The organism is Haloarchaeobius baliensis (assembly GCF_052060055.1).
Taxonomy (GTDB): domain Archaea; phylum Halobacteriota; class Halobacteria; order Halobacteriales; family Natrialbaceae; genus Haloarchaeobius; species Haloarchaeobius baliensis.
In genome coordinates this window covers 628,722-651,478 of record NZ_JBPPFR010000002.1, presented here as the reverse complement: position 1 = coordinate 651,478, position 22,757 = coordinate 628,722, and the positions used below count along the sequence as shown (strand labels likewise).

Sequence of the window (22,757 nt, the reverse complement as noted above, 5' to 3'; positions counted from 1 at the left end):
CGCGTCGCTCGGGACCCCACATCTGGGGGACGGGGCGGGGCAGTCGCAATATGTGCTGTCAGAGCCGCCCCGGATAAATCTTCCCCAACAGAGTTGAACTAATGCAAACTAATTTGTCTCCGTCCCGCCCGCCACCGCGAGCTCCTGCCGCCGTCTCCGTCGGGCCGCCAGCGCCTCGTCACGCAGTTCCCGCTGCTCTGCGGACGGACATCGGAGCGACGGGATCTCGGTCGGTCGTTCCTCGCCGTCGAGCGCGACGAAGCTGAAGAACGAGCTCGCCGTCTCGGCCGTCTCTCCCTGGCTCGGCCGCTCTGCCAGCACGTCGACCTTCACGTCCATGCTGGTCCGGCCGGTGTCGAAGACGTAGCCCGTGACGGTGACGATGTCGCCGAGCTCGATGGGTGCGATGAAGTCGACGTGGTCCATCGACGCCGTGACGACCTGGCGCTGCGAGAACCGCCGTGCGGCGATGGCCCCGCAGATGTCCATCCAGTGGAGGACCGCGCCGCCGAGGGCGCGGCCGAGGTTGTTGGTGCTGTTCGGCATCAGGATCTCGCTCATCTCTGTGAACGACTCGCGAAGGGTGGGCTCGCGGCCGCACTGCTCTGGCATAGAGAGGACTGCGCGTGAACGGTACAAAACCCTAACTAAGTTGAATTAGGTCAAGTGAGATTGGTTATCTTCCCGTCGACCACCGCCGGACCGGGGTCGGTGACGCTCCGCCTCGCTACGCCTCGTCGAAGAGGGTCTCCCCTTCGACCATGTGCTCCTCGACGGCGTCCATGTCGAGCGTGACCCCGAGGCCCGGCTCCTCCGGGATCTCGATGTAGCCGTCCTCGATGACGTCCTCCTCGACCAGGTCCTCCCACCAGCCCAGCTCGTAGGAGTGGTACTCGACGGCGAGCGCGTTCGGGATGGCCGCGCCGACGTGCGCGCTGGCCATCGTCGCGACCGGCGAGGAGACGTTGTGCATCGCGACGGGGACGTAGTACTGGTTCGCCACGTCCGCGATCTTGCGGGTCTCGCGCATCCCACCGACCTTCGGCATGTCGGGCGCGACGATGTCGACCGCCTGCTCCTCGATGAGCCGGCGCTCCTCGGTCACGCGGTACCGGTTCTCCCCGACCGTGATGGGGGTGATGGTCGACTGGGTGACCTCCTGCTGGACCTCGAGGTTCTCCGGCGGCACGGGGTCCTCCAGCCACCAGACGTCGTACTCCTCGATGGCGCTGGCGAGACGCTTCGCCGACCCGCCGGAGAAGGTCCAGTGGCAGTCGAAGGCGACGTCGGCACGGTCCTTCACGCGCTCGGTCACCTGCTCGACGATCTCGGCCTTGTGGCGGATCTCGCCGGGACGGAGGTGGCGGTTCGCGCGGTCCTTCTCGAAGCCGGAGGGCACGTCGAGGTCGAACTTCAGGGCATCGTAGCCAAGTTCCTCGACGACGCGCTCGGCCTCGTCGGCGCAGGCCTCGGCGTCGGCCTCCGCCTCGGTGTGGCAGTCGCAGTAGACGCGCATCTCGTCGCGGTACTTCCCGCCGAGCAACTGGTACGCCGGCACCCCGAGGATCTTCCCGGCGAGGTCGTGCAGCGCGACCTCGATGCCGGCGATGGCGGTGACGGTGATACCCTCGACCGACCCCTCGCCGGACATCTTCTGGATGAGGTGTTCGTACAGCCGGTCGATGTCGAGAGGGTTCTCGCCGACGACGAACGGCTTCATGCGCTCGATGAGCTCGGGGACGCCGGCACCCCAGTACGCCTCGCCGGTGCCGACGACGCCCGCGTCGGTGTAGATCCGCACGAGCGTCCACGGGAAGTTCCCGTCGACCATCGTCGTCTGTACGTCCGTTATCTCGACGTCCCGGCCGCCGCCGCGCTCCCGTGTCACGCCCATCGTCCCCGCGGAGAGGTCCCGCATCGTGTACTCCGCGTTCGGGTCGTGAAGCTGCGTGTAATCGATGCCCATGGCAAGTGTGTTTACTCGCTCCTTAGTAAAACTTTGCTCCGCGCGCGGTTCGAAGTGCGCGCCAGCGAGCGAGAACCGCGATTGCGAACGGGGAGCCTGCGACCCGTGAGCACAGCGAGAACCGCTATTGCTCGCGGGTCGCTTGCCCCGCTCGCATCTCGGAGAATCTCGTTCGCTGACGCTCACTCGACTCTCCCTACTCCTTCGGCTCGCGGCGCTCCCATTCCTCGGGCGGCTCGCGGATCTGCGAGCTCTCCTTCGTGATGACCCGAAGGTACACGATGGCGATGCCCGCCAGCAACAGCACGCCGGAGATGACGAGGTAGATGGCGACCGTCGCCGTCCGTCCCTCGACGACCAGCGCGAGCAGCACCAGCGTGAGGAGTCCCAGCCCCGCGATGGTCGCGAGCAGCCGCTTGAACCCCAGCATGTAGCCGAAGAGGTCGCTCATGCCCGGCTGGTTCGGTCGGGTCGGATTTGACTGTTCGGGTGGTCGACCGTGAGCCCGTTTCGATGGCTCGGCTTCCACCTCGGCGCGCGGCTGGCGAACGTGCCGAGCGCTAGCGAGGCCGTTCGCAGACGCTCGTGCGAGGGGCGAGCACCGCAACGAAGTGAGGAGCGGTCACGAGACGCTCGCGTCTCGTGAGCCCACCGGAAATCTCCGATTTCCGGGGACGCAGTCGGCTGGGGAGGTTTGAGGTGCAGTGCTGTGCGGGCGGGGTGGACTGAAAGGGGCGAGGTTCTCGGCGAACCCGGACGACGCAAGCGACGCGAGAGCGAAGCTCTCGCTAGTCTGAGCGCGTAGCGCTCAGGCACCGCAGGAACGAGGAGCGTGCTCAAAAACGCGGAGCGTTTTTCGCATCACCGGAAATCTCCGATTTCCGGTTAGCAGACAGAAAGCTCCGCTTTCTGTCCACATCCAGCGAGAGCTTGCTCTCGCGCGACAGCGAGTCCGGGGGTCGAGAACCTCGGGGCTTTCTGGCTGTTATCGGCTGAGTTGAATCACACGACCGACGAAGGGGCTTTCTGGCTGTTCGAGTCAGCCGAGGCTCCAGATGAGAAGAACCACCACAACCAGCAATACCCAGACCTGAAATTCAGTCCAGGCTCGCGAGACAGTTCATCGCGTACGCGGTCCCGAGCAACTCGGCGGACTTCCCGCGGTCGAAGACGAGCTCGTCGGTCGAGAGCACGTGCTCCAGCACGTCCGAGGAGGCGTGGTCGGGCGCGGCGGCGATGCCGGCGTGGTTCTCCTCGGCCCAGCGCATCACGCGCAGGTCGGTCTTCGAGTCGCCCATGACGAGCGCGAACGGGTCGTCGACGCCGAGGACGTCGAGCGCGGCCTCGACGCCGGCGACCTTGTTGAGCTCCAGACTCGAGATCTCGGCGGCGTCGGCCTCGTAGTAGGCGACGTCGACGCGGTCGAAGGCGTCGGCCAGCACGCCGGGGATCGAATCGAGGTCTCGGGCCTCGTACTCGCCCTCGCGTTCGAGCACGCCGCGGATCTCGGGGTCGGCGTCGGCGTAGTAGGCGCGCGCCCAGCTCACGGCGTCGTCCTCGTCGAGCTCGGCGTCGGCGGCGCGGGCGACGGCGGTGCCGAGGAGGTGGAGCTGGTAGACGAGCGCGGTGTCGATGATCTCCCGGGCGCGCTCGCTGCCGGTCTCGTAGTTGGGCTTGAGGGTGACGTTGAACTCGTTGCCCTGGAGGTGACAGCCGTGGCGGACGTCCTCGGGGGCCTCCGTGAGGGCACGGGCCCGCACGTCGTCGAACACCTCGCGGACGAACTCGTCGAGGCCCTCGTAGAGCAGGCGCTTGGTCTCCGCGCCGTGGCCGGGTGTGAAGACGCCGTTGCCGGACTCGTAGACGATGCTGAGGTCGCCGGAGTGGACGACCTCGCTGCCGAGGCCCTGGATCATGAAGCCCTTCACGTTCTCCAGGGTCTGGCCGGTACAGATGACGATGGGGACGCCGCTCTCGTGGAACTCGGTGAGCCGGTGGAGCGTGTCCCGTGGGATCTCGTTGTCGGTGTTCCCGGCGGAGCGCAACGTCTCGTCCACGTCGAGCACGAGCACGTTGATCGCCCGACCGTAGGTCGAGAGGAGGTCGAGCGCGGTGAACGCCTGGTCGCGCGTGGCGTGGGCGGCGACCTCGGCGAACGTCTCGCCGGGGACGAACGCGTCCCGGATCTCGCCCTTCCGGGTGTCGAGCTCCTCGCTGGCGTCCTGCCAGTGCTCGAGGGCGACGCGGGAGTCGACGGCCGGGAAGAGGTCGACGAACTCCTGGTAGTCCCGGAGCGTCTTCGTGTCGAACTCGTCGTACAGCCGGTACAGCAGGTCGTATCGTTCCATGTGAATCTGATTGGGTCGAGGCGGTATGAAAGTGGTATTCGGGGAGGTGAGAGAACGGTGGCCGGTCGGTTGGCACGGACCGTGACTGGCGTGGCGATGGGTGCTACCGTCGTCGTGCTCGTGTCACAGGTGATGACCGGCCACCGTGACCAATACTTTACTCGCAACAGAATAAATCTTTTGTCGCAGGGGGTCGTTAAGGGTGACATGCACGCTGTCGCAGTGCGTCGTGACGGAAGCAACCCCGAAGTGGTGGAGAAGCCACGGCCCGAGCCGGGACCGGGCGAGGCGCTCGTCCGCACGCTCCGGGTCGGCATCGACGGGACCGACCACGAGGTCATCGAGGGCAGCCACGGTGGCTACCCCGACGGCGAGGACCACCTCGTCCTGGGCCACGAGGCCGTGGGCGTCGTCGAGGACCCGAACGGGACCGAGTTCGAGCGGGGCGACGTGGTCGTCCCGACGGTCCGGCGGGCACCTCCGAGTGGCACGAACGAGTACTTCGAACGCGGCCAGCCCGACATGGCCCCCGACGGCGAGTACGTCGAGCGCGGTATCGTCGGCGCACACGGCTTCATGAGCGAGTACTTCACCAGCCCCGCGGACTGTCTCGTCTCCCTCCCCCGCGAGCTGGCCGAGCTCGGCTTCCTCGCCGAACCCATCAGCATCTCCGAGAAGGCGTTCGAACACGCGTTCGCGAGCCGCTCGGCGTTCGACTGGAACCCCGACTCCGCGCTCGTGCTCGGCAACGGCAGCCTGGGCCTCCTCACGCTCGCGATGCTCGAGGGCAGCGACCGGTTCGACCGGTGCTACTGTCTCGGACGGCGCGACCGACCGGACCCGAGCATCGACATCATCGAGGACCTCGGCGCGACGTACGTCGACTCCCGGGAGACGCCGGTCTCCGAGTTCGCGTCCGTCCACGAGCCCGTCGACTTCGTCTACGAGGCCACCGGCTACGCGAAGCACGCCTTCGACACCATCGACGCGCTCGCGCCCAACGGCGTCGGCGCGCTGCTCGGCGTCCCCACCGACTGGGAGTTCGAGATCGACGGCGGCCGTCTCCACCGGGAGTTCGTCCTCCACAACAAGGCGCTCGTCGGCAGCGTCAACTCCCACGTCGGGCACTTCCGGACGGCCATCGACCGACTCGACTCGCTGCCGGAGTCGTGCGTCGACGACCTCGTCACCGGCGTGTACGGGCTCGACGAACTCGACGCCGCTTTTGCGACCGACGACAGCACTATAAAAACCGCGGTCGAATTCGACTCCATATGAAGAACGTCGACGACCTCATCGAGAGTGCGGCGGAGCTGGCCGAGCACGGCCACTCCAAGGGCGAGATCGCGGACGAGCTGAACGTCTCCCGCGAGACCGCCTCCTGGCTGGTCGAGCGCGCGGGCGGCGCCGCGACCCCAGCCACGAACGACACGGCCGCCCCCGCCGGCGGCCCGCAGGACATCCACGTCGACTGGTCCGCCGTCGGCCGCGACAGCTACCGGCTCGAAGCCGTCACCAGCGCGATGGCCGACCTGCTCGCGAAACAGGGCGAGAACGTCGACCTCACCGTCGGCATCGAGAAGGCCGGCGCACCCATCGCGACCCACATCGCCAGCAACCTCGACACCGACCTCTCCAGCTACGCGCCGAGCAAGCACCAGTGGGACGAGGGCGAGCTCGACACCGACGTCGGCGGCTCGTTCTCGCGCAACTTCGCGCAGATCCGCGACCGCGACTGCTACGTCGTCGACGACACCATCACCTCGGGGACGACGATGACTGAGACCATCGAGGCCATCCAGGACGAGGGCGGCAACCCCGTCGCGGCCTGCGTGCTGGTCGACAAGCAGGGACTCGACGAGGTCGAGGGCGTCCCCGTCTACTCGCTGTTCCAGGTCATCTCCGTCGGCAGCGACGAGTAGTCAGATCTCGATCCGCTCGGCGAGTTCGTCGAGCGCCGCTTCGCCGTAGGCTTCCGGACCCAGGTCCGGCAGCACCTGCACCGCCATCCCGTCGAACCGCTCGCGTATCTCGTCGAGGTGGTGCTCGTGGCTCTCGGCCCTGGCCCGACAGCGCGCACAGTCCTCGTCGGCCGACTCCAGCACGCGGTTCACGACCAGCGTCTCGACGGGGACCTCGAACTGGTGCAGTCGCTCCACCAGCCGCGCGGTCTCCTCGATAGCGAGCGTCTCCGGCAGCAGCACCACCCGGAACTCGGTCCGTTCGGGGTCCCGCAGGAGTGCCGACACCTCGCGCAGGTCCGCCTGGAACGCCTCGATGTCCTCGGCGTCGTCGTCGCGCCCCCAGAACGCCGCCGGGCCGAAGACGACGCTGCGCGCGCGGTCGACCAGCTGGCGCACCTCGCCACGGATCTGCATCGCCGTCGAGAGCCCCTCGCCGAGCACGTCCGGCAGCGTCAACAGCCGCAACGTGTGGCCCGTCGGCGCCGTGTCGAACACCACACGGTCCCACCGGTCGGCGTCGTAGTCGAGGAAGAACGAGAGCGACGCCACCTCGTCGCTCCCCGGGACGAACCCCGCCTCGAACAGCCGGTCCACGTCCGCCTCCGAGAGGTCGAGCCCGGCCCGCCGGAACTCCGCCGCCAGTGCGCGGACGATCCGCTCGTACTGCGCCTGGCCCGCCTCCGGGTCGGCCTCGACGGCCCACAGGTTCTCCGCGACCTCGGTCGGCTCGCCCCCGAGTTCGACCCCCAGCGCGTCGCCCAGCGAGTGCGCCGGGTCCGTCGAGACGACCAGCGTGCGCTCCCCGCGCCGGGCGAGTTCGAGGCCCGTCGCGGCCGCACACGACGTCTTCCCGACCCCGCCCTTCCCGCCGTAGAGCACGAACTTCGGCATGGGAGGCAGTAGGTGGTTCAGCTACAAGTAGGCTGGATTCGCGACCCCACCCTTCCACCCGGCGCGCGCTGGCGAGACTGCGCGAGCGGTGCGCGGTTCGCAGTGAGCGCTAGCGAGCGAGAACCGCGACTGCGAACGGGGAGCCTGCGACCCGTGAGCGCAGGGAGCGCGTCGAGCCATTCCGCGCGAGGTCTTCGGGAGCAGAGCGGGACCGAAGGTCCCGCCGGCAGCCGGCGCGGAGCGCCGGCGACGAAGCGACCGGAGGCTTGCGAGAGCTTGCTCTCGCAGTGGATGAGCGAGGGAGCTTGTGACCGAGCGAAGAGGCTGGGGAGGTTCGAGGTGCGGTGCGGTCGCGGGTGGGACTGAAAGGGGCGAGTCGCTGGAGGAAGGCGGACGACGCAAGGACCGCAGCGCAGCGAGGACCGTGGTTCGAAGGAGCGCTCCGCGCTCTTTCGTCATTGCCGGACTACGTCCGGCAGGCAGCCAGAAATCGTAGATTTCTGGCCACCTCACGAGAGAGCTTCGCTCTCTCGAACGACAGCGAGTCCCCCGACTCCAGCGACTCGGGGCTTTCTGGCCGTTCACGGCAGCAGTTGCTCTCACAGACAGCGGGGCTTTCTGGCCGTTTGCAACCCCGCCAGTTCCCACGCCAGCGAAAACGTCCCCGCCACCGACAGTGACCACGACCACCCACGAGACCACCCGCACCTTCTGACGCAACTTCTTTCCGCACGCCACCCCTACACCAGCGCAATGACATTCGACCCGAACCAGAGCCTCCCACAGGAGGAGGTCGACGAGCGCGTGCGGACGGCCATCGAGGAGAACGAGGTCGTCCTGTTCATGAAGGGCACGGAGATGATGCCCCAGTGTGGCTACTCGGACCGGGCGCTCGGGCTCATCGGCCAGCACCGCGAGGAGTTCGCGACCGTCGACACGCTCGAGTCGCTGGAGGAGTTCCGCGCGGCGCTGTCCGAGCACTCCGGCTGGGAGACCATCCCCCAGACGTTCGTGGACGGCGAGTTCGTCGGCGGGAGCGACGTGCTCGCGGAACTCGACGAACGCGGCGAGCTCGAATCGACCCTCGACGCGTGACCCGACGAGATTTACCGAGGAATGGTAGGAAATAAACAGCAGGTCATTTAAGCGCAACGTCCCTAGTAGGAACCGAGCGAACGGCCAGCGGACACGTCGTCACACCCCCATTTACCATGTCAGCAGAAAACTCCGGTCAGGTATTCAGGCTCCATTCGACACTGGAACTTCCCCTCGAAGACGTTCGAGAGTTCCTCTCGAGCGACCCGGAGCTTCCAGACGGTATCGAATCGGTAGACATCACACGACGCAACAACACCCTCATTCTCAAGGCGATCTCGGCCGACAAATCGGTGAGCAAGTACACGCCCACCGCACAGCTGAAGGCCAGCGTCACCGAGAACCGGGTGTACGAGGAGGAACCCGAGGACCAGCACCGTGGCCCCCGTTGGGGCGACGAGGAAGAGGAGGAGGAGATCCCCTCCGAGCTCGTCGAGTTCGCGGCGTTCAAGGGTGACCGCGAGACGGTGCTCCAGAACTCGCTGCTCCAGTACGAGATGTTCCTCGTGCTGTGTGCCATCGCCCGGGAGGCCGAGAAGGGCACGCTGACCGCCATCACGGCCCACGACGGCGACCTCGACGCGACCCGCATCGTCGACGGCGAGGACCGCCCGGCGTCCATCGAGGTCGTCGAGGGGCGCTCCGAGGGCCAGGCCGCCAACAGCGGCGTCAACTGGCGGGACAACAAGTTCATCAGCGACTGAGGTTCTTCTCCTGATTCGTCGTCTACGGTCCGAAAGCGACGGCGCCGTCACAACCCGATCGTCGCCTGCACCCGTTCCGCATCCGGCAGGAACACCAGCAGCGTGTCGTCCCGGTCCCGGCACTGCAGCCTGACCGTCCCGGTGCCGTAGCCGAGTCGATGCCCGAACAGGCCGTCGCTGGTCCGGGTGTCGACGATGTCGTGGCTGGGGACGAACCACTGCGGTTCGTCGAGCAGGCGGTCGTAGGCGACGACGCCCTCGTCGTAGATGCGGTACTCGAGGTGTCCGAACAGCACCTCCTGCTCGAGGACGCGGGCGACGACGGTCGCGGCGACGAGGCTCACGCCGACGGCGAGCGCGGCGACGACGCCGACGAACCCCCAGACGAGGAAGGTGACGCCGAACACGAGCAGGCCCGAGGGTGGGACAGGGGCGAGGAGCAGTCCGAACACCACCCCTCGGAGTCGGGCCGCGCCGATGTCGGCACGGACGCGGTCCGTCGGGTCGCCGTCGGGGACGGGGACCGGTGTCCGCGGCGACTCGTCGGCGGCGTCTGTCGCGAGGAGACGTGTGACCAGCGGTCGGTCGTCGGTCGCGGCGACGAACCCGCCGAGGTCGACGAGCGTCTTCGCCGCCACGACGGTGACGAGGAGGACGGTGGCCTCGGCCACGGTCGCCCCCGCTGCAGGGGTGGCGAGCGGACCGGCGGCGAGCACCAGCACGAGCAGCGCGAGGACGTGCTCGCGGGGGATGGCGGCCCGCACGGTCCGGTCGACGTACGCCCCGCTTCGGACGTCCTCGACCAGCCCGATGGCGTTCGCGAGGAGCGCGCCGAGTGCGGCGAGCGCGAGGGGGCCGACGGTACCCCCTGCGAGCAGGCTGTCCACGTCGACGACGTACAGCCCGAGTGCGGCACCGGTCAGCGGCCAGACGAACACGACGAGCCAGAGCGCACCGCAGACGGCCGGCGCGTTCCGCGGGCACAGCGGCGGGAGCGAGCGGTGGGCCCGGACTGTCCCACGTTTCTCGCCGAGCTCGGCGAAGAACGACCCCGAGCCCGGTTCGTTCGCCGGTGGCTGGCCGGCGAACAGGCCCGCGATGGCGCCGCGGGCGATGACGACGCCCGTCTCCAGCCAGTAGAGCGCGAGCACCGTCGCGACCGTCCAGTCGAGGACGAGTACGCCGACGACCGGGATTGCGTTCGCGGCCACGATACCGGCGAGCGTCAGTCGCCTGGAGGGGGGGAGGGTTCGGCGGAGCATGGGTGGCGGGCGGGGAGCGGTTCGTCTCCCTGTCGTGTGTCACCGTACACGTGTTTTTTGCATCGCCCGTGGCGACGACCGCCTCGCCGCATCCACAACCCCTTTCCACGTCACACGCCTCCGTTCGGATACGATGTCTCAGGATACAGCCAGCCCCGCGAGTGCCCCGACCGCCGACGAGATGCCGATGCTCGGTCTCGGAACGTGGCAGAACGAGGACCACGAGCAGTGCGCCGATAGCGTCGCGACCGCCCTCGAGATTGGCTACCGCCACATCGACACCGCACAGATATACGGCAACGAGGCAGCCGTCGGCGACGGTATCGCACAGGCCGACGTCGACCGCGACGACGTGTTCCTCGCGACGAAGGTGTGGATCAGCGAGCTCGCCCACGACGACGTCCTCGAGAGCACCGAGGAGAGCCTCCGGAAGCTCGGCGTCGACTACGTCGACCTGCTGTACGTCCACTGGCCGTCGGGCGAGTACGACCCCGAACCCACGCTCACGGCGTTCGACCAGCTCGTCGACGAGGGCACGGTGAAACGCGTCGGCGTCTCCAACTTCGAGCCCGAGCACGTCGACGAGGCCATCGACACGCTCGACGCCGACCTGTTCGCGAACCAGTTCGAGTGCCACCCGCTGCTCCCGCAGGACGAGCTCCGCGCACACTGCGACGAGGCCGGCGTGAACGTCGTCGCGTACTCGCCGCTCGCCCGCGGGAAGGTGTTCGACGTGCCCGAGATCCAGCGCGTCGCCGAGAAGCACGACGTCAGCGAGCCCGCCGTCAGCCTCGCGTGGCTCCGCGAGAAGGGCGTCACCGCCATCCCGAAGGCGACCGGCGAGGACCACATCCGCGACAACTGGACGTCGCTGTCGGTCGACCTCGACGACGAGGACGTGGCGGCCATCGACGCCATCGACGAGCGCGAGCGCGAGGTCGACCCCGACTTCGCGCCGTGGTAGGCGGCGACGGTCGATAGTCGGGGGTTACTCTCCCCGGAGAAGCCGAAAAGTAAAACCCAGCGCGGCCGAATCGAGGTGGTATGGCCGGGTTCGTCGAGGCAGTTGGCGTCGACCTGAAGCGACTGCACGAGACCTGGATGGAGCTCTTCTTCCCGCGACAGCGCGGCGCCGACGAGTCCGTCCTCGGCAAGTGGAAGCCCGAGACGACGAGCGACAGGCTCGCGTACAACGGCTGGGCGGCCGTCGGCGCCCTCTTCGTCGCGCTCGCCTACCCCTTCGCGCTGGCGGGCGTCGTCGCCCGGTACAACGCCTACCGGCTGGACGACCTCTCGTCCGCACTCGGCGTCGTCGGCACAGTACTCCTCGTCGCCCTGCTCTGGGGCGCGCTCTCGGCGGCGGCGTGGGTCCGGTTCACCTTCACGGGCTTCCTCGCCGTCGCCGCCGCCGCAGGCGTCGCCACCCTCTCCACCGCGCTCGCGCTCGGGTTCGCCCGCGTCGGCGGCCGGGGCACCACCGTCGCGGTCGCCTACCCCTTCGCCACGACCGCCGTCTTCCTCCCACCGGTCGTCGCCGCGTTCTACTCGCCCGCGCTCGGCGAGCTCGTGTTCACCGAGAGCGAGTCGCTCGCCATCTGGTTCCTCGACAACGTCTTCGCCGTCGGCGGCATCAACGAGTACCTCCGCACCGAGTACGACCTCACCGGCGTCGCCTACGTGCTGCTCTGGCTCGGCGTCTCCGTGCCCATCGGCTGGGCGCTCGGCGTGCTCGTGACGCTCGCCAATCTGGTCCGGCCGACCGAGTAGCGGGTTGTCGACGGCGTTGTGGCGTCCGGGAGTACACCTGTCGTAAAGGTTCCACCGTCGTCGCGCGACTGGCGAGACTGCGCGAGTGAAACGAACGCATCGAGCCATTCCGCGCGAGGTCTTCGGGAGCAGAGCGGGACCGAAGGTCCCGCCGGCAGCCGGCGCGGAGCGCCGGCGACGAAGCGACCGAAGGCTTGCAAGAGCTTGCTTTCGCAGTGGATCGGCTGGGGAGGTGTGAGGCTGCGGAGCGGTGGCTGTGTGCGGGAGTGAACGGGGCGACCGGCTCGACGAACCTCGACGACGCGAGGTCCGCAGCGCAGCGAGTTGCAGCCATCGAACCGGTCGGGCTTTCTGGCTGTTCTGACCAACCGACGCAGCATCGAACGACACACCACCGACGATTGCTAGCTCCGCACCGATTATCTATCTCCGGTCCCCACACCCGGGTATGGAACTCGACCAGACGAAGACCGCCGCAGCGTTCATCGCGCTCATCGTCCTCGGGACGGGCGCACTGCTCGCCATGCAGGTGATGCCGACGGATACGACGCTCATGATGGTCACGCCGTCGATGCTCGTCTTCGGGCTCATCTGCCTGGGCATCGGCGTGGCCCACGGCGAGTACCGGGCGACGCACTGACCCGCGACCTCGCCCGCCGAACCGTCGCGAGAGCGGAACGAAACCCATTCCTGCCACCCCGTCGACACGCCACTCATGAGCGACGCAACCGAAGCCACGGGGCCGCCCGTCGACCCCGAACTCGTCGGCCGAGCGTTCGCCGCGCTGTCGGGGCTGCTCGGACTGGCATTCCTCGCGATGCCGGTGACGACCGACCTCGGGTCGCGGCTGGAGCCCGCGGCCGTCGTCCCGGTCGTGTACGGGCTGGCCGTCGCGTTCGGGCTGTGCCTCGTCGCCATCAGCTGGCTGGGGCGGGACGGACGGCGGCCGGTCGCGACGGTCGCGCCGGCGCTGCTCGCGGTCGCACTACTGCTGCTCGGCCCCGGACTGGGCTACCCGCTGGGGGCGTTCAACTGGGCGGGGCTGGTGCTCGCCTCGGTGGTGTTCGGCGGACTCGGGGCGCTCTGGACGCTCGTGTACGGTTAGTGGTCGTCCTCCCGCCACTTGTGCTCGCACTCGGTGCAGATGAAGAAGCGGGTCTCGGACTCGTCGGCCGAGCGGATCTGCTGCATGTACCAGTAGGCCTCGTCGTTCTCGCACTTCGGGCAGTGGGCCTCGGTGGTGGGCAGGCCCTTGTTCTCGGCGTCGGAGACGTCCACGACCTCGGTCTCCTCCTGGCCCTGCGTGGTGATCATCGCCTGTTCGGCCTCGGCGTTGCGGGTCTTCGAGAAGCCACAGCTCCCGCAGACCCACTCGTCGCCCTCCGTCTTCATCATGGAACCGCATTCGTCACAGAACTCCATCGTACCCGTCCGTTCGCCGTCGAACGGACTTAAGCGACCCGCTTGTCCGGTCGCCTGACCAGTTCGACTGCTTCAGACGCCCTCGACGAGGCGCTCGAGCTGTTCCGGCGGGACCGCACCGCGGGCCTGGTGGCCGTCGTGGACGAACGTCGGCACGCCGGTGACGCCCGCTGCCTTCGCGGCGGCGAAGTCCTCGGCGAGCGCGTCGCGGTTCGCGTCGTCCGAGAGTGCCGTCTCGACCACCCCTTCGTCGAGGCCGACCTCCGCCGCCACGTCCACGAGCACGTCCGGGTCGCCGATGTCGCGCCCGTCTCGCCAGAGCGCCGCCAGCAGCGCCTCGTCGAGCGCGCGCCAGGTGTCGTAGGGCTCGCGCTCCTGGACGTACCGCGAGAGCAGCTGCGCCTGCAGGGAGTCGACGTCGCGGGAGACGTCGACGGTCATCTCGACGCCGTACTTCTCGCGGAGGCGCTCGACGCCCTGTCTGGCGCGCTCGTAGTACGCCTCGTCCTTCCCGTCGTCGACGCTCAGGTCGAGCTCGCCGTCGGGGCCGCGCTGAGCGGCTCGGAGGTCGAACGGGCGCCACTCGACCCGCAGCGGCTCCGCGCGGGTGTCCTGGTAGAGCGACAGCGCGTGGCGTCCGAGGTAGCAGAACGGACAGACGTAGTCGGCGTAGACCGTCACGGAATCGACGTGCTCGCGTGTCATAGACCGGACTAGGGGCCCGGCCGTCAAAAACGAGACCCAACCGTGCGTCGTTTGCGGACAACCGCGCCCGGCACCGTGCCCGGGGCGGCGTCACTCCCCGTCGCCGTCGGTCTCGGCGGCGGGCGCGCGGGCCTCGTCGAGTGCCACGCCGACGGACTCCTCGAGCTCGACGACCAGGTCCTCACGGCTGCGGAACGCATCGCTGTCGGTCTCCGAGATGAGTACCCCGAGGTTGGTCTCGTCCTCGGCGAGCACGAGTGTCACGTCCTCGAGGTCGGCCGCCGCGTCGTCACGGAGCACCGGGTATGTGAGGTCGTCGAGCGTCGCCTCGATCTGTGCGTACTCCACGCGCCGTGTCATGTGTGCCCGTTCGACGCCCGCCCTCTTGAGGGTGGTGTCGACCCAGCGGGAGACAGAACGCCCAAATACCGGCTGACCGTACCGACGCGCAATGACCCTCTCGGATGAGGCGCGCGAGCGTCTGGCCGACATCGTCGAGCTCCAGCCGACGAAGAACGCCGAGCTGCAGGAGCGCTGGGGGATGGAGAGCGGGAGCGAGGTCCACAGCTTCCTCGAAGACGAGCTGAAGGAGTACTACTTCCGGGACGACAACAGCCTCATCCGCGCGACCGAGGAGGCCGCCGAACTCGTCGACGTCGAGCCCGGCGTCACCGCGGGCGACGAGCCCGGCGGCACGCCCAGCGCGGTGCGGGTACCCGAACTCCAGGCCGCCATCCTCGACCACCTCGCAGGGCCGGACGAGGACGGACAGAGCGTCGTCAGCGTGCTCCGGACCCTGCGCGAGGAGGCCGACATCGACTCCGACGTGGACGACGTGCGCGACGCGCTCCAGTCGCTCCGGCGCAAGGACGTCGTCGAGGTCGTCTACACGACCGTGCCGACGTTCCGGCTCGCCGTCGCGCGCGACGAGTTCGACGTCACGGTGAACGACTCGTAGCCGTGCCGGGCCCGCGATGACCGTCGTCTGCTGTGGCATCGGTGCCGACACGACCAACGTCGAGCTGCGCGACTCCCGCGTCCCGACGGTCGGCCCCGACGGAGAGTTCGAGTACGTCCCCATCCCGGAGAAGACCCGCGAGACGGGCGAGAGTCGAACGTATGGCGACCGCCCGCTCCGCTACGGCGACGGCACCATGGCCGACCTGCTCGCGAAGCTGGTACCGGACCCCGGCGGCGACGGCGACGAAATCACGGACTCCGACGCAATCGCCGCCTACCCGCCCCACGACGACCCGAACCTCGACGCGCTGACCTACGGCGAGCACCGCCCCGGCTACGTGAACCGGCTCGCCGCACTGGACGCGGACGGGGACGATGCGGTGGGGTTCTACGCCGGACTGGAAGGTTCGGATGGGCGGTTACATCGGTATCTCATCGGCTGGTTCCGCGTCTCGCGGGTGACCGTCGTCGAGGCCGACGACGACCCCGAGACGAAGCGCGAGAAGCTGGCCCGCCACCCCGAGAACGCTCACACGAAGCGCGCCGTCGATGGGCAGCCGTACCGCGACGACCGCCGCGTCGTCCTCCTCGACGGCGACGAGGGCTGGCTGTTCGAGCGCGTCGGCGAACCCATGAGCACGTTTGCGGCGTTCGACGGCGACCGGCGGGGCTACTTCCTCGACGACGAGTTCGTCCGTCGGTTCGCCGTGACGAAGCCCGACCATAATCCTGCTTCTTCGAAACGGGCGGAGAAGGCGGGGATTATCCGGAAGCCCGCCATCGTCTCTGACCTGGACGCCGAGACGTTCCGGCGACGGGCGCTTGAGTGGTGAGTTCGGTCCGTTGGCGACTGGCGTAGTGAACTGCAAGGAAGCCCCGATACTCGGTGGACTCGATGGTGTCGACAACAGCCAGAAAGCCCCGAGGTGCTCGGCTCCCAGGCCTCGCTGTCGCGCGAGAGCAAGCTCTCGCTGGATGTGGACAGAAAGCGGAGCTTTCTGTCTGCTAACCGGAAATCGGAGATTTCCGGTGATGCCAAAAACGCTCCGCGTTTTTGAGCACGCTCCTCGTTCCTGCGGTGCCTGAGCGCTACGCGCTCAGACTAGCGAGAGCTTCGCTCTCGCGTCGCTTGCGTCGGCCGGGTTCGCCGAGCACCTCGCCCCTTTCAATCCCACCCGACAGCACCGCAACCGCCCTCATACCTCCCCAGCCTCCTGCGGTGCTCGTTCCTGCGCTCCTCGTCCCTCGCGCGAGTGTCGGCGAGACACGCTCCCTGCGGTCGCGGTCTCGCCAGCCGCGCGCCAGGCGGTGGAAAATGACGATGCCGACGCGCCGAAACTCACTCCTCCAGCCCGGGCCGCCGTCCCCGCCGCCGACGCGCCAGCAGTCGCTTCGTCGCCGCGCCGGGGCCGCCCTCGATGGGCCAGCCCTTCGTCCGCCAGGCGGGCGGTTCGGGCTCGAAGTCGGGGCAGCGACCGGCGCACTCGCCGGCGGTCTGACAGCGCCCCTTCGCGTCGCACCAGGGCAGCAGCGCGCCGTCCTCACGTGGCTTGAAGTGCCGGCAGTCGGGGCGCATCGTGTCGACGTAGGAGCGCCAGCCGCGGGCGTAGGCGCGCTCGGCGATCTCCCGGCGCTTGTCGGCCTTCCACGCCGGGTCGGCGTACTCGAACCGGGCGGCGGAGGCGTCGAAGTCGTTGCCGTCGGGGCGTTCGAGGATCCGGGTGCCGGGGTCGTCGACGGCCAGCGAGCGCGCGTGCCAGGCGACGCTGGCGTCGGAGGCCGGGGTGCCGTCGCCGTCGCCCACGGCGACGGTGAGGATGCCGGCCTGCACGGGCAGGCTCTCGAACAGGACGGGTTCGACCGAGCCGCCTGTCGCGCGCGTGGCCACCCAGGCTTCGTCGGCGAGCGAGAGCGCCACGTCGTACTCCAGCTGCGAGACGAGCGCGTCTGCGGCGCTGGCGTCGAGGTCCGGCTTGTTCTCGACGGCGACGATGCGCCGGCACCACTCGGGGTACTCCCACTTCCGGCGGACCTCGATGCGGCCGCCGGACTTTCTGGTCTCGACGACGCCACGTTCGGCGGCGGTGTGGATGGCCTCGCGGACGTACCGCCACGGGTAGCCCGGATACGGGAGCGCGTCGCGGTAGTACGTCCAGTTCTCGGGCGCGTGCCGGACGACGTGCAGGAGGTCGGAGTCCAGCGCGTCCAGCCCGAAGTGCGCGCGCTGTCGGAGGTCCTCGGGGTCGCACTCCAGGACGAGGGTGTCCCAGCGCCGGTCCCGGGTACCGAGCTGGCGCGCGACCACGACGACGGAGTCCTCCCTGGCGGGCTCCCACGCGCGCTCGGCCCAGCGACAGACCCGCAGCTCGAACGCGAACTCGGTGTCCTCGCCGGGGAGCATGCTCGCCTCTGTGCGTTCGAGTACCGAAGCCGTTACGGGTCGGCCACGACTGGACGGCGGTCCGACAGATTGAATATCGGCTGGGAAGTTCGAGTGATTCCCATGCATCTGGTCCTCGATTACGGCAACGTCATCGTCCACCACGGCGACGAGCGCGAGCACGCGCACCGCCTCGGCATCGACCCCGACACCGACCCGTACCCCGGCTGGCTCGCCTACTTCGCGTTCCGCGACGGCTTCCTCCAGAGCACTGCCGAGTACGTCGACCTCCTCTCGACGCTCACCGGGGCGTCCGACCAGGCGTGTCGCGAGTACCTCGATGCGACGTGGCTCGACCCCGAGTTCCCGGCGGAACACGCCGCCGTGCTCGAAGCACTCGCGGCCGACCACACGCTCGTCCTCTTCGGCAACATGGTGCACCCCTGGGTCGAGACGGTGCTCTCCGAGCACGGCGTCCTCGACTGTTTCGACGAGCTGGTCGTCTCCTCGGACATCCAGCGGCCGAAACCCCACCCGCGGGGCTACCTCGAGTGCCTGTCCGAGGACGACGAGCCGGTCGCGTTCGTCAGCGACGAGTACAACGAGGACCTCATGATGGGCGAGTGCCTCGGGATGACGTCGGTCTGGGTCGAGAACGACGAGGACGAGACGCCCTACCGCGAGCCCGACGTGACGATCTCGTCGCTCGCCGACCTGCCGGAGATCCTGGCTTCGGACGGTGGGACACTCCGGGGCTAGCTCAGCCCTGCCGGCGTCGCTCGCCGACGAACCCCCGGACCAGCGCGGCCTCGCCCTTCCGGAGCAGCTCCCCGGCGGTGCTCGCCGCACAGCCGAGTTCGGCCGCCACGTCCGCGACGCTGCCCGTTCTCGGCACGTCGTAGTACCCCACCGCGACAGCCGTCGCGAGCGCCTCGCGCTGGCGCGTCGTCACGTCCACCGCGGGCGTCGACCAGCGGCGGAAGTCGGCGACGCGCTCGACGGTCGCGTCGACGTGCTCCTGCAGGTTCGCGTGGAACTCCGCCAGGAACTCGCGCTCCCCGACAGCGTCGACGCGCGCCCGGCCACCCTGCTCGAACGTGACCGGCGGGAGGAAGACCACGCGGGACTCGGCGACGAGGTCGAGCACGGGTGCGCCCAGCTCGTACTCGGTCTGGTGGACGAACGCGTAGGTGCCGCCGTCGCCCGCGACGAGGTCGACCGCGGTGGTGCTCTCGACCGCGTCGAGCAGCGACCGGACCGCGACCGGGGGACCATCGTACCACGCCAGCGTCGTCACGGTGTCCATCGGGCCCCACATCAGCAGGTCGGCTCGAGAGACGCCGGGAGTGTCGTCGAGCCGTCGGTGCATCGGGTGCGCCAGCGACGGCGGGTAGTCGACAGCGAAGGTGACGCGTCGCACGGTCGGACGGTTCCGCGGGCCGACAGTTAAAACGCCGCATCCATGCGGCCCAAGCTCCTCGCCGGTGTGGGAGGAACGTGTTCGTATGAGCCCGTCGCCCGACCTGCAGGACGCGCCACCAGACGACGCTGCCGCCGGAACGGCCGACGCACCGCCGGCCACCGTCGCGGCTGGCACCCCCGACGGTCGCACAATCGCCTACGCAGAGTACGGAGCTGCCGACGGCAACCCCGCGCTGTTCCTCCACGGTACGCCCGGCTCGCGCGTGCTCGGCCGGCTGTACCACGAGCCAGCACGCGAGCGTGGTCTGCGGATCCTGGCCCCCGACCGGCCCGGCTACGGCCGGTCGGACCCGTCGCCCGACGCCGACCTCGCGGCCATCGCGACCGACCTCGTCGCCGTCCTCGACCACGCCGACGTCGAGAGCGCCCCCGTCGTCGGCTTCTCCGGTGGTGCGGCGGTCGCGCTGGCGCTGGCCGGCCGCCACAGCGACCGGGTCGAGGCGCTCCACAGCGTCTCCGGCGTCGCGCCCCCGTCACTCCAGACCGAACAGCCGGCCGTCCAGCGACTGCTCGGCACGCTGGCGAACCGGACGCCACGACTCCTCTCGGGACTGGTCCGCGGACAGGCCTGGGTCGCCGACCGCGGCTCCCCGGCGGTCGTCGTCTCCCAGTACACCGACAGCGAGGGCGCGGCCGCGCTGACCGGAGCCCAGGCCGAGACGGTCCGACGCGACTTCGTCGCCGGCGTCGGCCCACAGCGGGCGGGGTTCGTGCGCGAGACGCGCCTGCTTGGCGAGTCGTGGCCCGTCGGGCCGTCGGCCCTCTCGATGCCGCTGCACTGCTGGCACGGGGAGCGCGACGCGAACGTCCCGCTCGCGGATGCACGCCGGGTCGTAGACGCCGCTCCGTCCGCCGAGCTGACCGTCCTGGACGCGGACCACGCCACCGCCCTGGTGGACAGTCGCGCGGCGCTGCTCGACGCCTGTACCGGGTGAGAGCGAGCCGAGCCAGCGACTGGGCCGTCGCTGATGGGGGTAGAATGGGGAGAGACGATTGCGAGACGGCTCGCGGAGCCGGTGGCGACTAGTCGTCGCCGGTTTTGTTCTCTGCTTCCAGTTCGTCCAGGAACTCGTGGGCGTCCTCGAGGATGTCGCGTGGGCCGTCCTGCGTGACGGTGTTGACCGCCTGCTCGTAGTCCCGCCACTGGAGGTCGCGGTGCTCCGTAGAGAGCTCCGCACTGGCCTCGAACGACCGGGCGATGAACAGGTGGACCGTCTTGTGGATGGTGTTCCCACCCGCCTCGAAGACGTAGTCGTACTCTTCTCTGAATCCGTCGATGAGACGGAAGTCGTGGATGCCTGCTTCCTCTTTCACTTCTCGGATAGCCGTCTGCTGGAGTTCTTCGTCTCCCTCGACACCGCCCTTCGGGAACTCCCAGTCACCAGGGCGGCTCTTTAGCAGTAGGTACTCGCGCCGGCCCCGCGTGTCGCGAAAGAGGATGGCACCTGCGCTCGTAGCTTCGACTGCCATTACCCCTTTGTAAAGGGTCACCAGTTAAGAGAATATCGGACCGGTTGCCGACGCGTCTCAATGGGTTTTTGACCTTCAGCCGCGACCAGTACCAATACGACAATGAGCTTCGTCACACGTCTCACCCTCCAGAGCGGGGACCGAGCCGTCCTCGACAGCGTCGTCGAGGACATCCGCGAGCGCGTCTCCCGCAAAGGTGCCCAGATGAAAGGACCGCACTCCGCCCCACCCGAGCGCCTCCGCGTCCCGAAGTACAAACGCCCGACCACCGACGACGGTACCCAGTTCGACGCCTGGGACTACACCGTCTACCAGCGCGAGGTCGAGATCGTCGGGCACGACGAGCTCGCCCACGACATCGCCGCCGGCTCCCCCTTCCCCGACTCGGTACACGTCGCCGTCGAGGTCGAACAGGTGCGGTCGCAGGGCTCGTAATCCGTTCTCTCTGATTGCTTTTGTCTCGGGACTGTCTCGTCGGGTGAGAACTGTAGGACTGCGAACAGCCAGAACGTCTCTTTATCGAGGAGAATAGCTGGCTCTGACAACAGCCAGAAAGCCCCGAGCGTTTCGACTCCCGCGACTCGCTGTCGTTCGAAAGAGCGCTCCGCGCTCTTTCGTGATGTGACCAGAAATCGTAGATTTCTGGCTGCTAACCGGAACTCTCCGAGTTCCGGTGATGACGAGAGAGCTTCGCTCTCTCGAACCACGCTCCTCGTTCCTGCGGTCCTTGCGTCGTCGGGGTTCGTCGAGACGCTCGCCCCTTTCAGTCCCGCCCACAGCACCGCAACCGCCCTCGAACCTCCCCAACCTCCTGCGATGCTCAGTCGCTAGCGCTCCCTGCGCCTCTCGTCCCTCGCGCGGATGACTCGACGCGCTCGCTGCGCTCGCACAGTCTCGCCAGCCGCGCGCCACCCGGATAATCGGGCGATGTCGCCCGCCAGGGTTGACACCAATCGTAGACCATCGAGGCATCGCGTCCAACGGCACACCCGGAAGCAGACGGCGGCAACTCCGCGGTTAAGTGCCTCGGGCGCGTCGGGCCGGACATGGTAGACCGAGACAGGCTCGTCGCGCTGCGGCGCGAGTTCCACCGGCAGCCGGAGCCGGCGTGGCGCGAGTTCTGGACGACGGCGCGCATCGTCGAGGAACTGGAGGCCATCGGCGTCGACGAGCTGTACGTCGGCCCGGAGGCGCTGAACAGCGACGAACGGATGGCCGTGCCGCCGTCGGCGGAGCTCGAATCGTGGTACGACCGGGCGCTCGACGCCGGGGCTGACGAGGGGGTCCTCCAGCAGCTCCGGGGCGGCCACACCGGTGCGGTCGCGGTCGTCGAACAGGGACCGGGGCCGACGGTCGGCCTGCGCGTGGACATCGACGGCCTCCCGCGCGAGGAGTCCACCGACGACGAACACGTCCCGGCGGCGGAGGGCTTCCGCTCTGAGACCGGCGCGATGCACGCCTGCGGGCACGACGGCCACGCCACCATCGGGCTGGGGGTACTGGAGGCGGTGAAGGAGAGCGACTTCGCGGGCACGCTGAAGGTGTTCTTCCAGCCGGCCGAGGAGCTCGTCGGCGGCGGGAAGGCGATGGCGAAGTCGGGCCACCTCGACGACGTGGACTACCTGTTCGCGCTGCATCTCGGGCTCGACCACCCGACCGGCGAGGTGGTCTGTGGCATCGACGAGTTCCTCGCGGTGAAGCACATCGACGTGCGGTTCACCGGCGAGCCCGCCCACGCCGGCGCGAAGCCCGAGGAGGGCGAGAACGCGGTGCAGGCCGCCGCGGCGGCCGTCCAGAACCTCTACGCCATCCCGCGGCACTCCGACGGGGCGACGCGGGTCAACGTCGGCCACCTCGAGGCCGCGAACGCGACGAACATCGTCGCCGAGGAGGCCACCATGGAGTGCGAGGTCCGCGGCGTGACGACGAAGCTGAAGGACTACATGGACGAGCGCGCCCACCGCGTCATCGAGAACGCGGCGGCGATGCACGGCTGCGAGTCCGAGACGAGCGTCGGCGGGGAGGCTCCCTCCGCCCGCAGCGACGAGGAGCTCGTCGAGCTCGTCGGGGAGATCGCTGGCGGCAACGCCGACGTGGAGCGCGTGGTCGACCGGGACGCCCTCGGCGGCAGCGAGGACGCGACGTTCCTCATGCAGGCGGTCCAGCAGCGCGGCGGCCTCGCAGCGTACGTCTGTATCGGCACCGACCACCCCGGCGGCCACCACACCGCGACGTTCGACGTGGACGAGGACTCCCTGCCGATCGGCGTCGACGTGCTCGCCGGCGCCATCGAGACGGTCGCGGCCGAGCGTCCCTGACAGCGAGCCTTACTTTCCAGTAT

26 protein-coding genes are annotated in these 22,757 nt (G+C 68.7%); 14 read left to right on the top strand and 12 right to left on the bottom strand.

Features of this window, described 5'->3' with window-relative positions; genetic code table 11:
• Positions 1-108: 108 nt before the first annotated feature.
• The 4 genes from ACSG06_RS14100 to ACSG06_RS14085 form a co-directional block, all read right to left on the bottom strand.
• Positions 109-612 carry an acyl-CoA thioesterase gene (locus tag ACSG06_RS14100; protein WP_440990921.1) on the bottom strand — a complete coding sequence of 168 codons (504 nt, stop codon included), beginning with the start codon at positions 610-612 and terminating at the stop codon, positions 109-111.
• Between the two features lie 115 nt (positions 613-727).
• Positions 728-1,966: a mandelate racemase/muconate lactonizing enzyme family protein gene (locus ACSG06_RS14095; RefSeq protein ID WP_440990920.1), complete on the bottom strand. Its 1,239-nt coding sequence runs from the start codon at positions 1,964-1,966 to the stop codon at positions 728-730.
• Positions 1,967-2,162: 196 nt separating this feature from the next.
• Positions 2,163-2,417 (bottom strand): hypothetical protein, encoded by a 255-nt coding sequence (locus ACSG06_RS14090; RefSeq protein WP_440990919.1) that lies wholly within the window; start codon positions 2,415-2,417, stop codon positions 2,163-2,165.
• 646 nt (positions 2,418-3,063) lie between these two features.
• Positions 3,064-4,314 (bottom strand): HAD family hydrolase, encoded by a 1,251-nt coding sequence (locus ACSG06_RS14085; protein ID WP_440990918.1) that lies wholly within the window; start codon positions 4,312-4,314, stop codon positions 3,064-3,066.
• A gap of 207 nt (positions 4,315-4,521) precedes the next feature.
• Between ACSG06_RS14085 and ACSG06_RS14080 the strand changes: the two genes are divergently transcribed.
• The gene (locus ACSG06_RS14080; RefSeq protein WP_440990917.1) at positions 4,522-5,592 is read left to right on the top strand and encodes a glucose 1-dehydrogenase; all 1,071 of its coding nucleotides are present in this window, start codon (positions 4,522-4,524) and stop codon (positions 5,590-5,592) included.
• On the top strand, positions 5,589-6,236 hold the full coding sequence (gene gfcR / locus ACSG06_RS14075) for a transcriptional regulator GfcR (RefSeq protein WP_440990916.1): 648 nt from the start codon (positions 5,589-5,591) through the stop codon (positions 6,234-6,236). The genes ACSG06_RS14080 and gfcR overlap by 4 nt, the downstream gene beginning before the upstream one ends.
• Here the strand turns inward: gfcR and ACSG06_RS14070 are convergent, their stop codons facing one another.
• Complete coding sequence (locus tag ACSG06_RS14070) at positions 6,237-7,169, bottom strand: ArsA family ATPase (protein ID WP_440990915.1); 933 nt, start codon at positions 7,167-7,169, stop codon at positions 6,237-6,239.
• A 753-nt stretch (positions 7,170-7,922) separates the two neighbouring features.
• On the opposite strand from ACSG06_RS14070, the gene ACSG06_RS14065 reads away from it, so the two are divergent.
• Together ACSG06_RS14065 and ACSG06_RS14060 are read left to right on the top strand one after the other, a co-directional pair.
• Positions 7,923-8,264, top strand: coding sequence for a glutaredoxin family protein (locus ACSG06_RS14065; protein ID WP_440990914.1), 342 nt, complete (start codon positions 7,923-7,925; stop codon positions 8,262-8,264).
• Between the two features lie 116 nt (positions 8,265-8,380).
• Positions 8,381-8,968 carry a DUF7110 family protein gene (locus ACSG06_RS14060; RefSeq protein WP_440990913.1) on the top strand — a complete coding sequence of 196 codons (588 nt, stop codon included), beginning with the start codon at positions 8,381-8,383 and terminating at the stop codon, positions 8,966-8,968.
• A gap of 47 nt (positions 8,969-9,015) precedes the next feature.
• On the opposite strand, the gene ACSG06_RS14055 is transcribed toward ACSG06_RS14060, so the two are convergent.
• On the bottom strand, positions 9,016-10,230 hold the full coding sequence (locus ACSG06_RS14055) for a DUF6498-containing protein (RefSeq protein ID WP_440990912.1): 1,215 nt from the start codon (positions 10,228-10,230) through the stop codon (positions 9,016-9,018).
• Between the two features lie 133 nt (positions 10,231-10,363).
• Here ACSG06_RS14055 and ACSG06_RS14050 point away from each other — a divergent pair, with 133 nt between their 5' ends.
• From ACSG06_RS14050 to ACSG06_RS14035, 4 genes are all read left to right on the top strand, one after another.
• Complete coding sequence (locus ACSG06_RS14050; RefSeq protein WP_440990911.1) at positions 10,364-11,194, top strand: aldo/keto reductase; 831 nt, start codon at positions 10,364-10,366, stop codon at positions 11,192-11,194.
• Positions 11,195-11,274: 80 nt separating this feature from the next.
• Positions 11,275-11,997: a hypothetical protein gene (locus tag ACSG06_RS14045; protein ID WP_440990910.1), complete on the top strand. Its 723-nt coding sequence runs from the start codon at positions 11,275-11,277 to the stop codon at positions 11,995-11,997.
• A 448-nt stretch (positions 11,998-12,445) separates the two neighbouring features.
• Positions 12,446-12,637, top strand: coding sequence for a DUF7333 family protein (locus ACSG06_RS14040; protein ID WP_440990909.1), 192 nt, complete (start codon positions 12,446-12,448; stop codon positions 12,635-12,637).
• Between the two features lie 75 nt (positions 12,638-12,712).
• A complete protein-coding gene (locus tag ACSG06_RS14035; RefSeq protein ID WP_440990908.1) occupies positions 12,713-13,102 on the top strand; it encodes a hypothetical protein in 390 nt (129 codons plus the stop codon).
• Here the strand turns inward: ACSG06_RS14035 and ACSG06_RS14030 are convergent.
• The 3 genes from ACSG06_RS14030 to ACSG06_RS14020 form a co-directional block, all read right to left on the bottom strand.
• The gene (locus ACSG06_RS14030; protein ID WP_440990907.1) at positions 13,099-13,419 is read right to left on the bottom strand and encodes a transcription factor S; all 321 of its coding nucleotides are present in this window, start codon (positions 13,417-13,419) and stop codon (positions 13,099-13,101) included. The two genes, ACSG06_RS14035 and ACSG06_RS14030, sit on opposite strands and share 4 nt — an antisense overlap.
• A 72-nt stretch (positions 13,420-13,491) precedes the next feature.
• Positions 13,492-14,124, bottom strand: coding sequence for a DsbA family oxidoreductase (locus ACSG06_RS14025; RefSeq protein WP_440990906.1), 633 nt, complete (start codon positions 14,122-14,124; stop codon positions 13,492-13,494).
• 90 nt (positions 14,125-14,214) lie between these two features.
• Positions 14,215-14,484, bottom strand: a complete 270-nt coding sequence (locus tag ACSG06_RS14020) for a DUF5789 family protein (protein WP_440990905.1) — start codon at positions 14,482-14,484, stop codon at positions 14,215-14,217.
• A gap of 91 nt (positions 14,485-14,575) precedes the next feature.
• On the opposite strand from ACSG06_RS14020, the gene ACSG06_RS14015 reads away from it, so the two are divergent.
• Together ACSG06_RS14015 and ACSG06_RS14010 are read left to right on the top strand one after the other, a co-directional pair.
• On the top strand, positions 14,576-15,082 hold the full coding sequence (locus tag ACSG06_RS14015; RefSeq protein ID WP_440990904.1) for a DUF5797 family protein: 507 nt from the start codon (positions 14,576-14,578) through the stop codon (positions 15,080-15,082).
• Positions 15,083-15,098: 16 nt separating this feature from the next.
• Positions 15,099-15,917, top strand: coding sequence for an Nmad3 family putative nucleotide modification protein (locus tag ACSG06_RS14010; protein WP_440990903.1), 819 nt, complete (start codon positions 15,099-15,101; stop codon positions 15,915-15,917).
• Positions 15,918-16,423: 506 nt separating this feature from the next.
• On the opposite strand, the gene ACSG06_RS14005 is transcribed toward ACSG06_RS14010, so the two are convergent.
• A complete protein-coding gene (locus ACSG06_RS14005; protein WP_440990902.1) occupies positions 16,424-17,485 on the bottom strand; it encodes a DUF5787 family protein in 1,062 nt (353 codons plus the stop codon).
• A 102-nt stretch (positions 17,486-17,587) separates the two neighbouring features.
• Here ACSG06_RS14005 and ACSG06_RS14000 point away from each other — a divergent pair, with 102 nt between their 5' ends.
• Positions 17,588-18,223: an HAD family hydrolase gene (locus ACSG06_RS14000; RefSeq protein WP_440990901.1), complete on the top strand. Its 636-nt coding sequence runs from the start codon at positions 17,588-17,590 to the stop codon at positions 18,221-18,223.
• A 1-nt stretch (position 18,224) separates the two neighbouring features.
• Here the strand turns inward: ACSG06_RS14000 and ACSG06_RS13995 are convergent, their stop codons facing one another.
• On the bottom strand, positions 18,225-18,884 hold the full coding sequence (locus tag ACSG06_RS13995) for a helix-turn-helix domain-containing protein (protein ID WP_440990900.1): 660 nt from the start codon (positions 18,882-18,884) through the stop codon (positions 18,225-18,227).
• 85 nt (positions 18,885-18,969) lie between these two features.
• On the opposite strand from ACSG06_RS13995, the gene ACSG06_RS13990 reads away from it, so the two are divergent.
• Positions 18,970-19,881 carry an alpha/beta fold hydrolase gene (locus ACSG06_RS13990; protein ID WP_440990899.1) on the top strand — a complete coding sequence of 304 codons (912 nt, stop codon included), beginning with the start codon at positions 18,970-18,972 and terminating at the stop codon, positions 19,879-19,881.
• A gap of 88 nt (positions 19,882-19,969) precedes the next feature.
• Here the strand turns inward: ACSG06_RS13990 and ACSG06_RS13985 are convergent, their stop codons facing one another.
• The gene (locus ACSG06_RS13985) at positions 19,970-20,416 is read right to left on the bottom strand and encodes a bis(5'-nucleosyl)-tetraphosphatase (protein ID WP_440990898.1); all 447 of its coding nucleotides are present in this window, start codon (positions 20,414-20,416) and stop codon (positions 19,970-19,972) included.
• A 102-nt stretch (positions 20,417-20,518) separates the two neighbouring features.
• On the opposite strand from ACSG06_RS13985, the gene ACSG06_RS13980 reads away from it, so the two are divergent.
• A complete protein-coding gene (locus ACSG06_RS13980) occupies positions 20,519-20,851 on the top strand; it encodes a 30S ribosomal protein S10 (protein WP_440990897.1) in 333 nt (110 codons plus the stop codon).
• 611 nt (positions 20,852-21,462) lie between these two features.
• Positions 21,463-22,734, top strand: coding sequence for an amidohydrolase (locus ACSG06_RS13975; RefSeq protein WP_440990896.1), 1,272 nt, complete (start codon positions 21,463-21,465; stop codon positions 22,732-22,734).
• Positions 22,735-22,757: the final 23 nt, after the last annotated feature.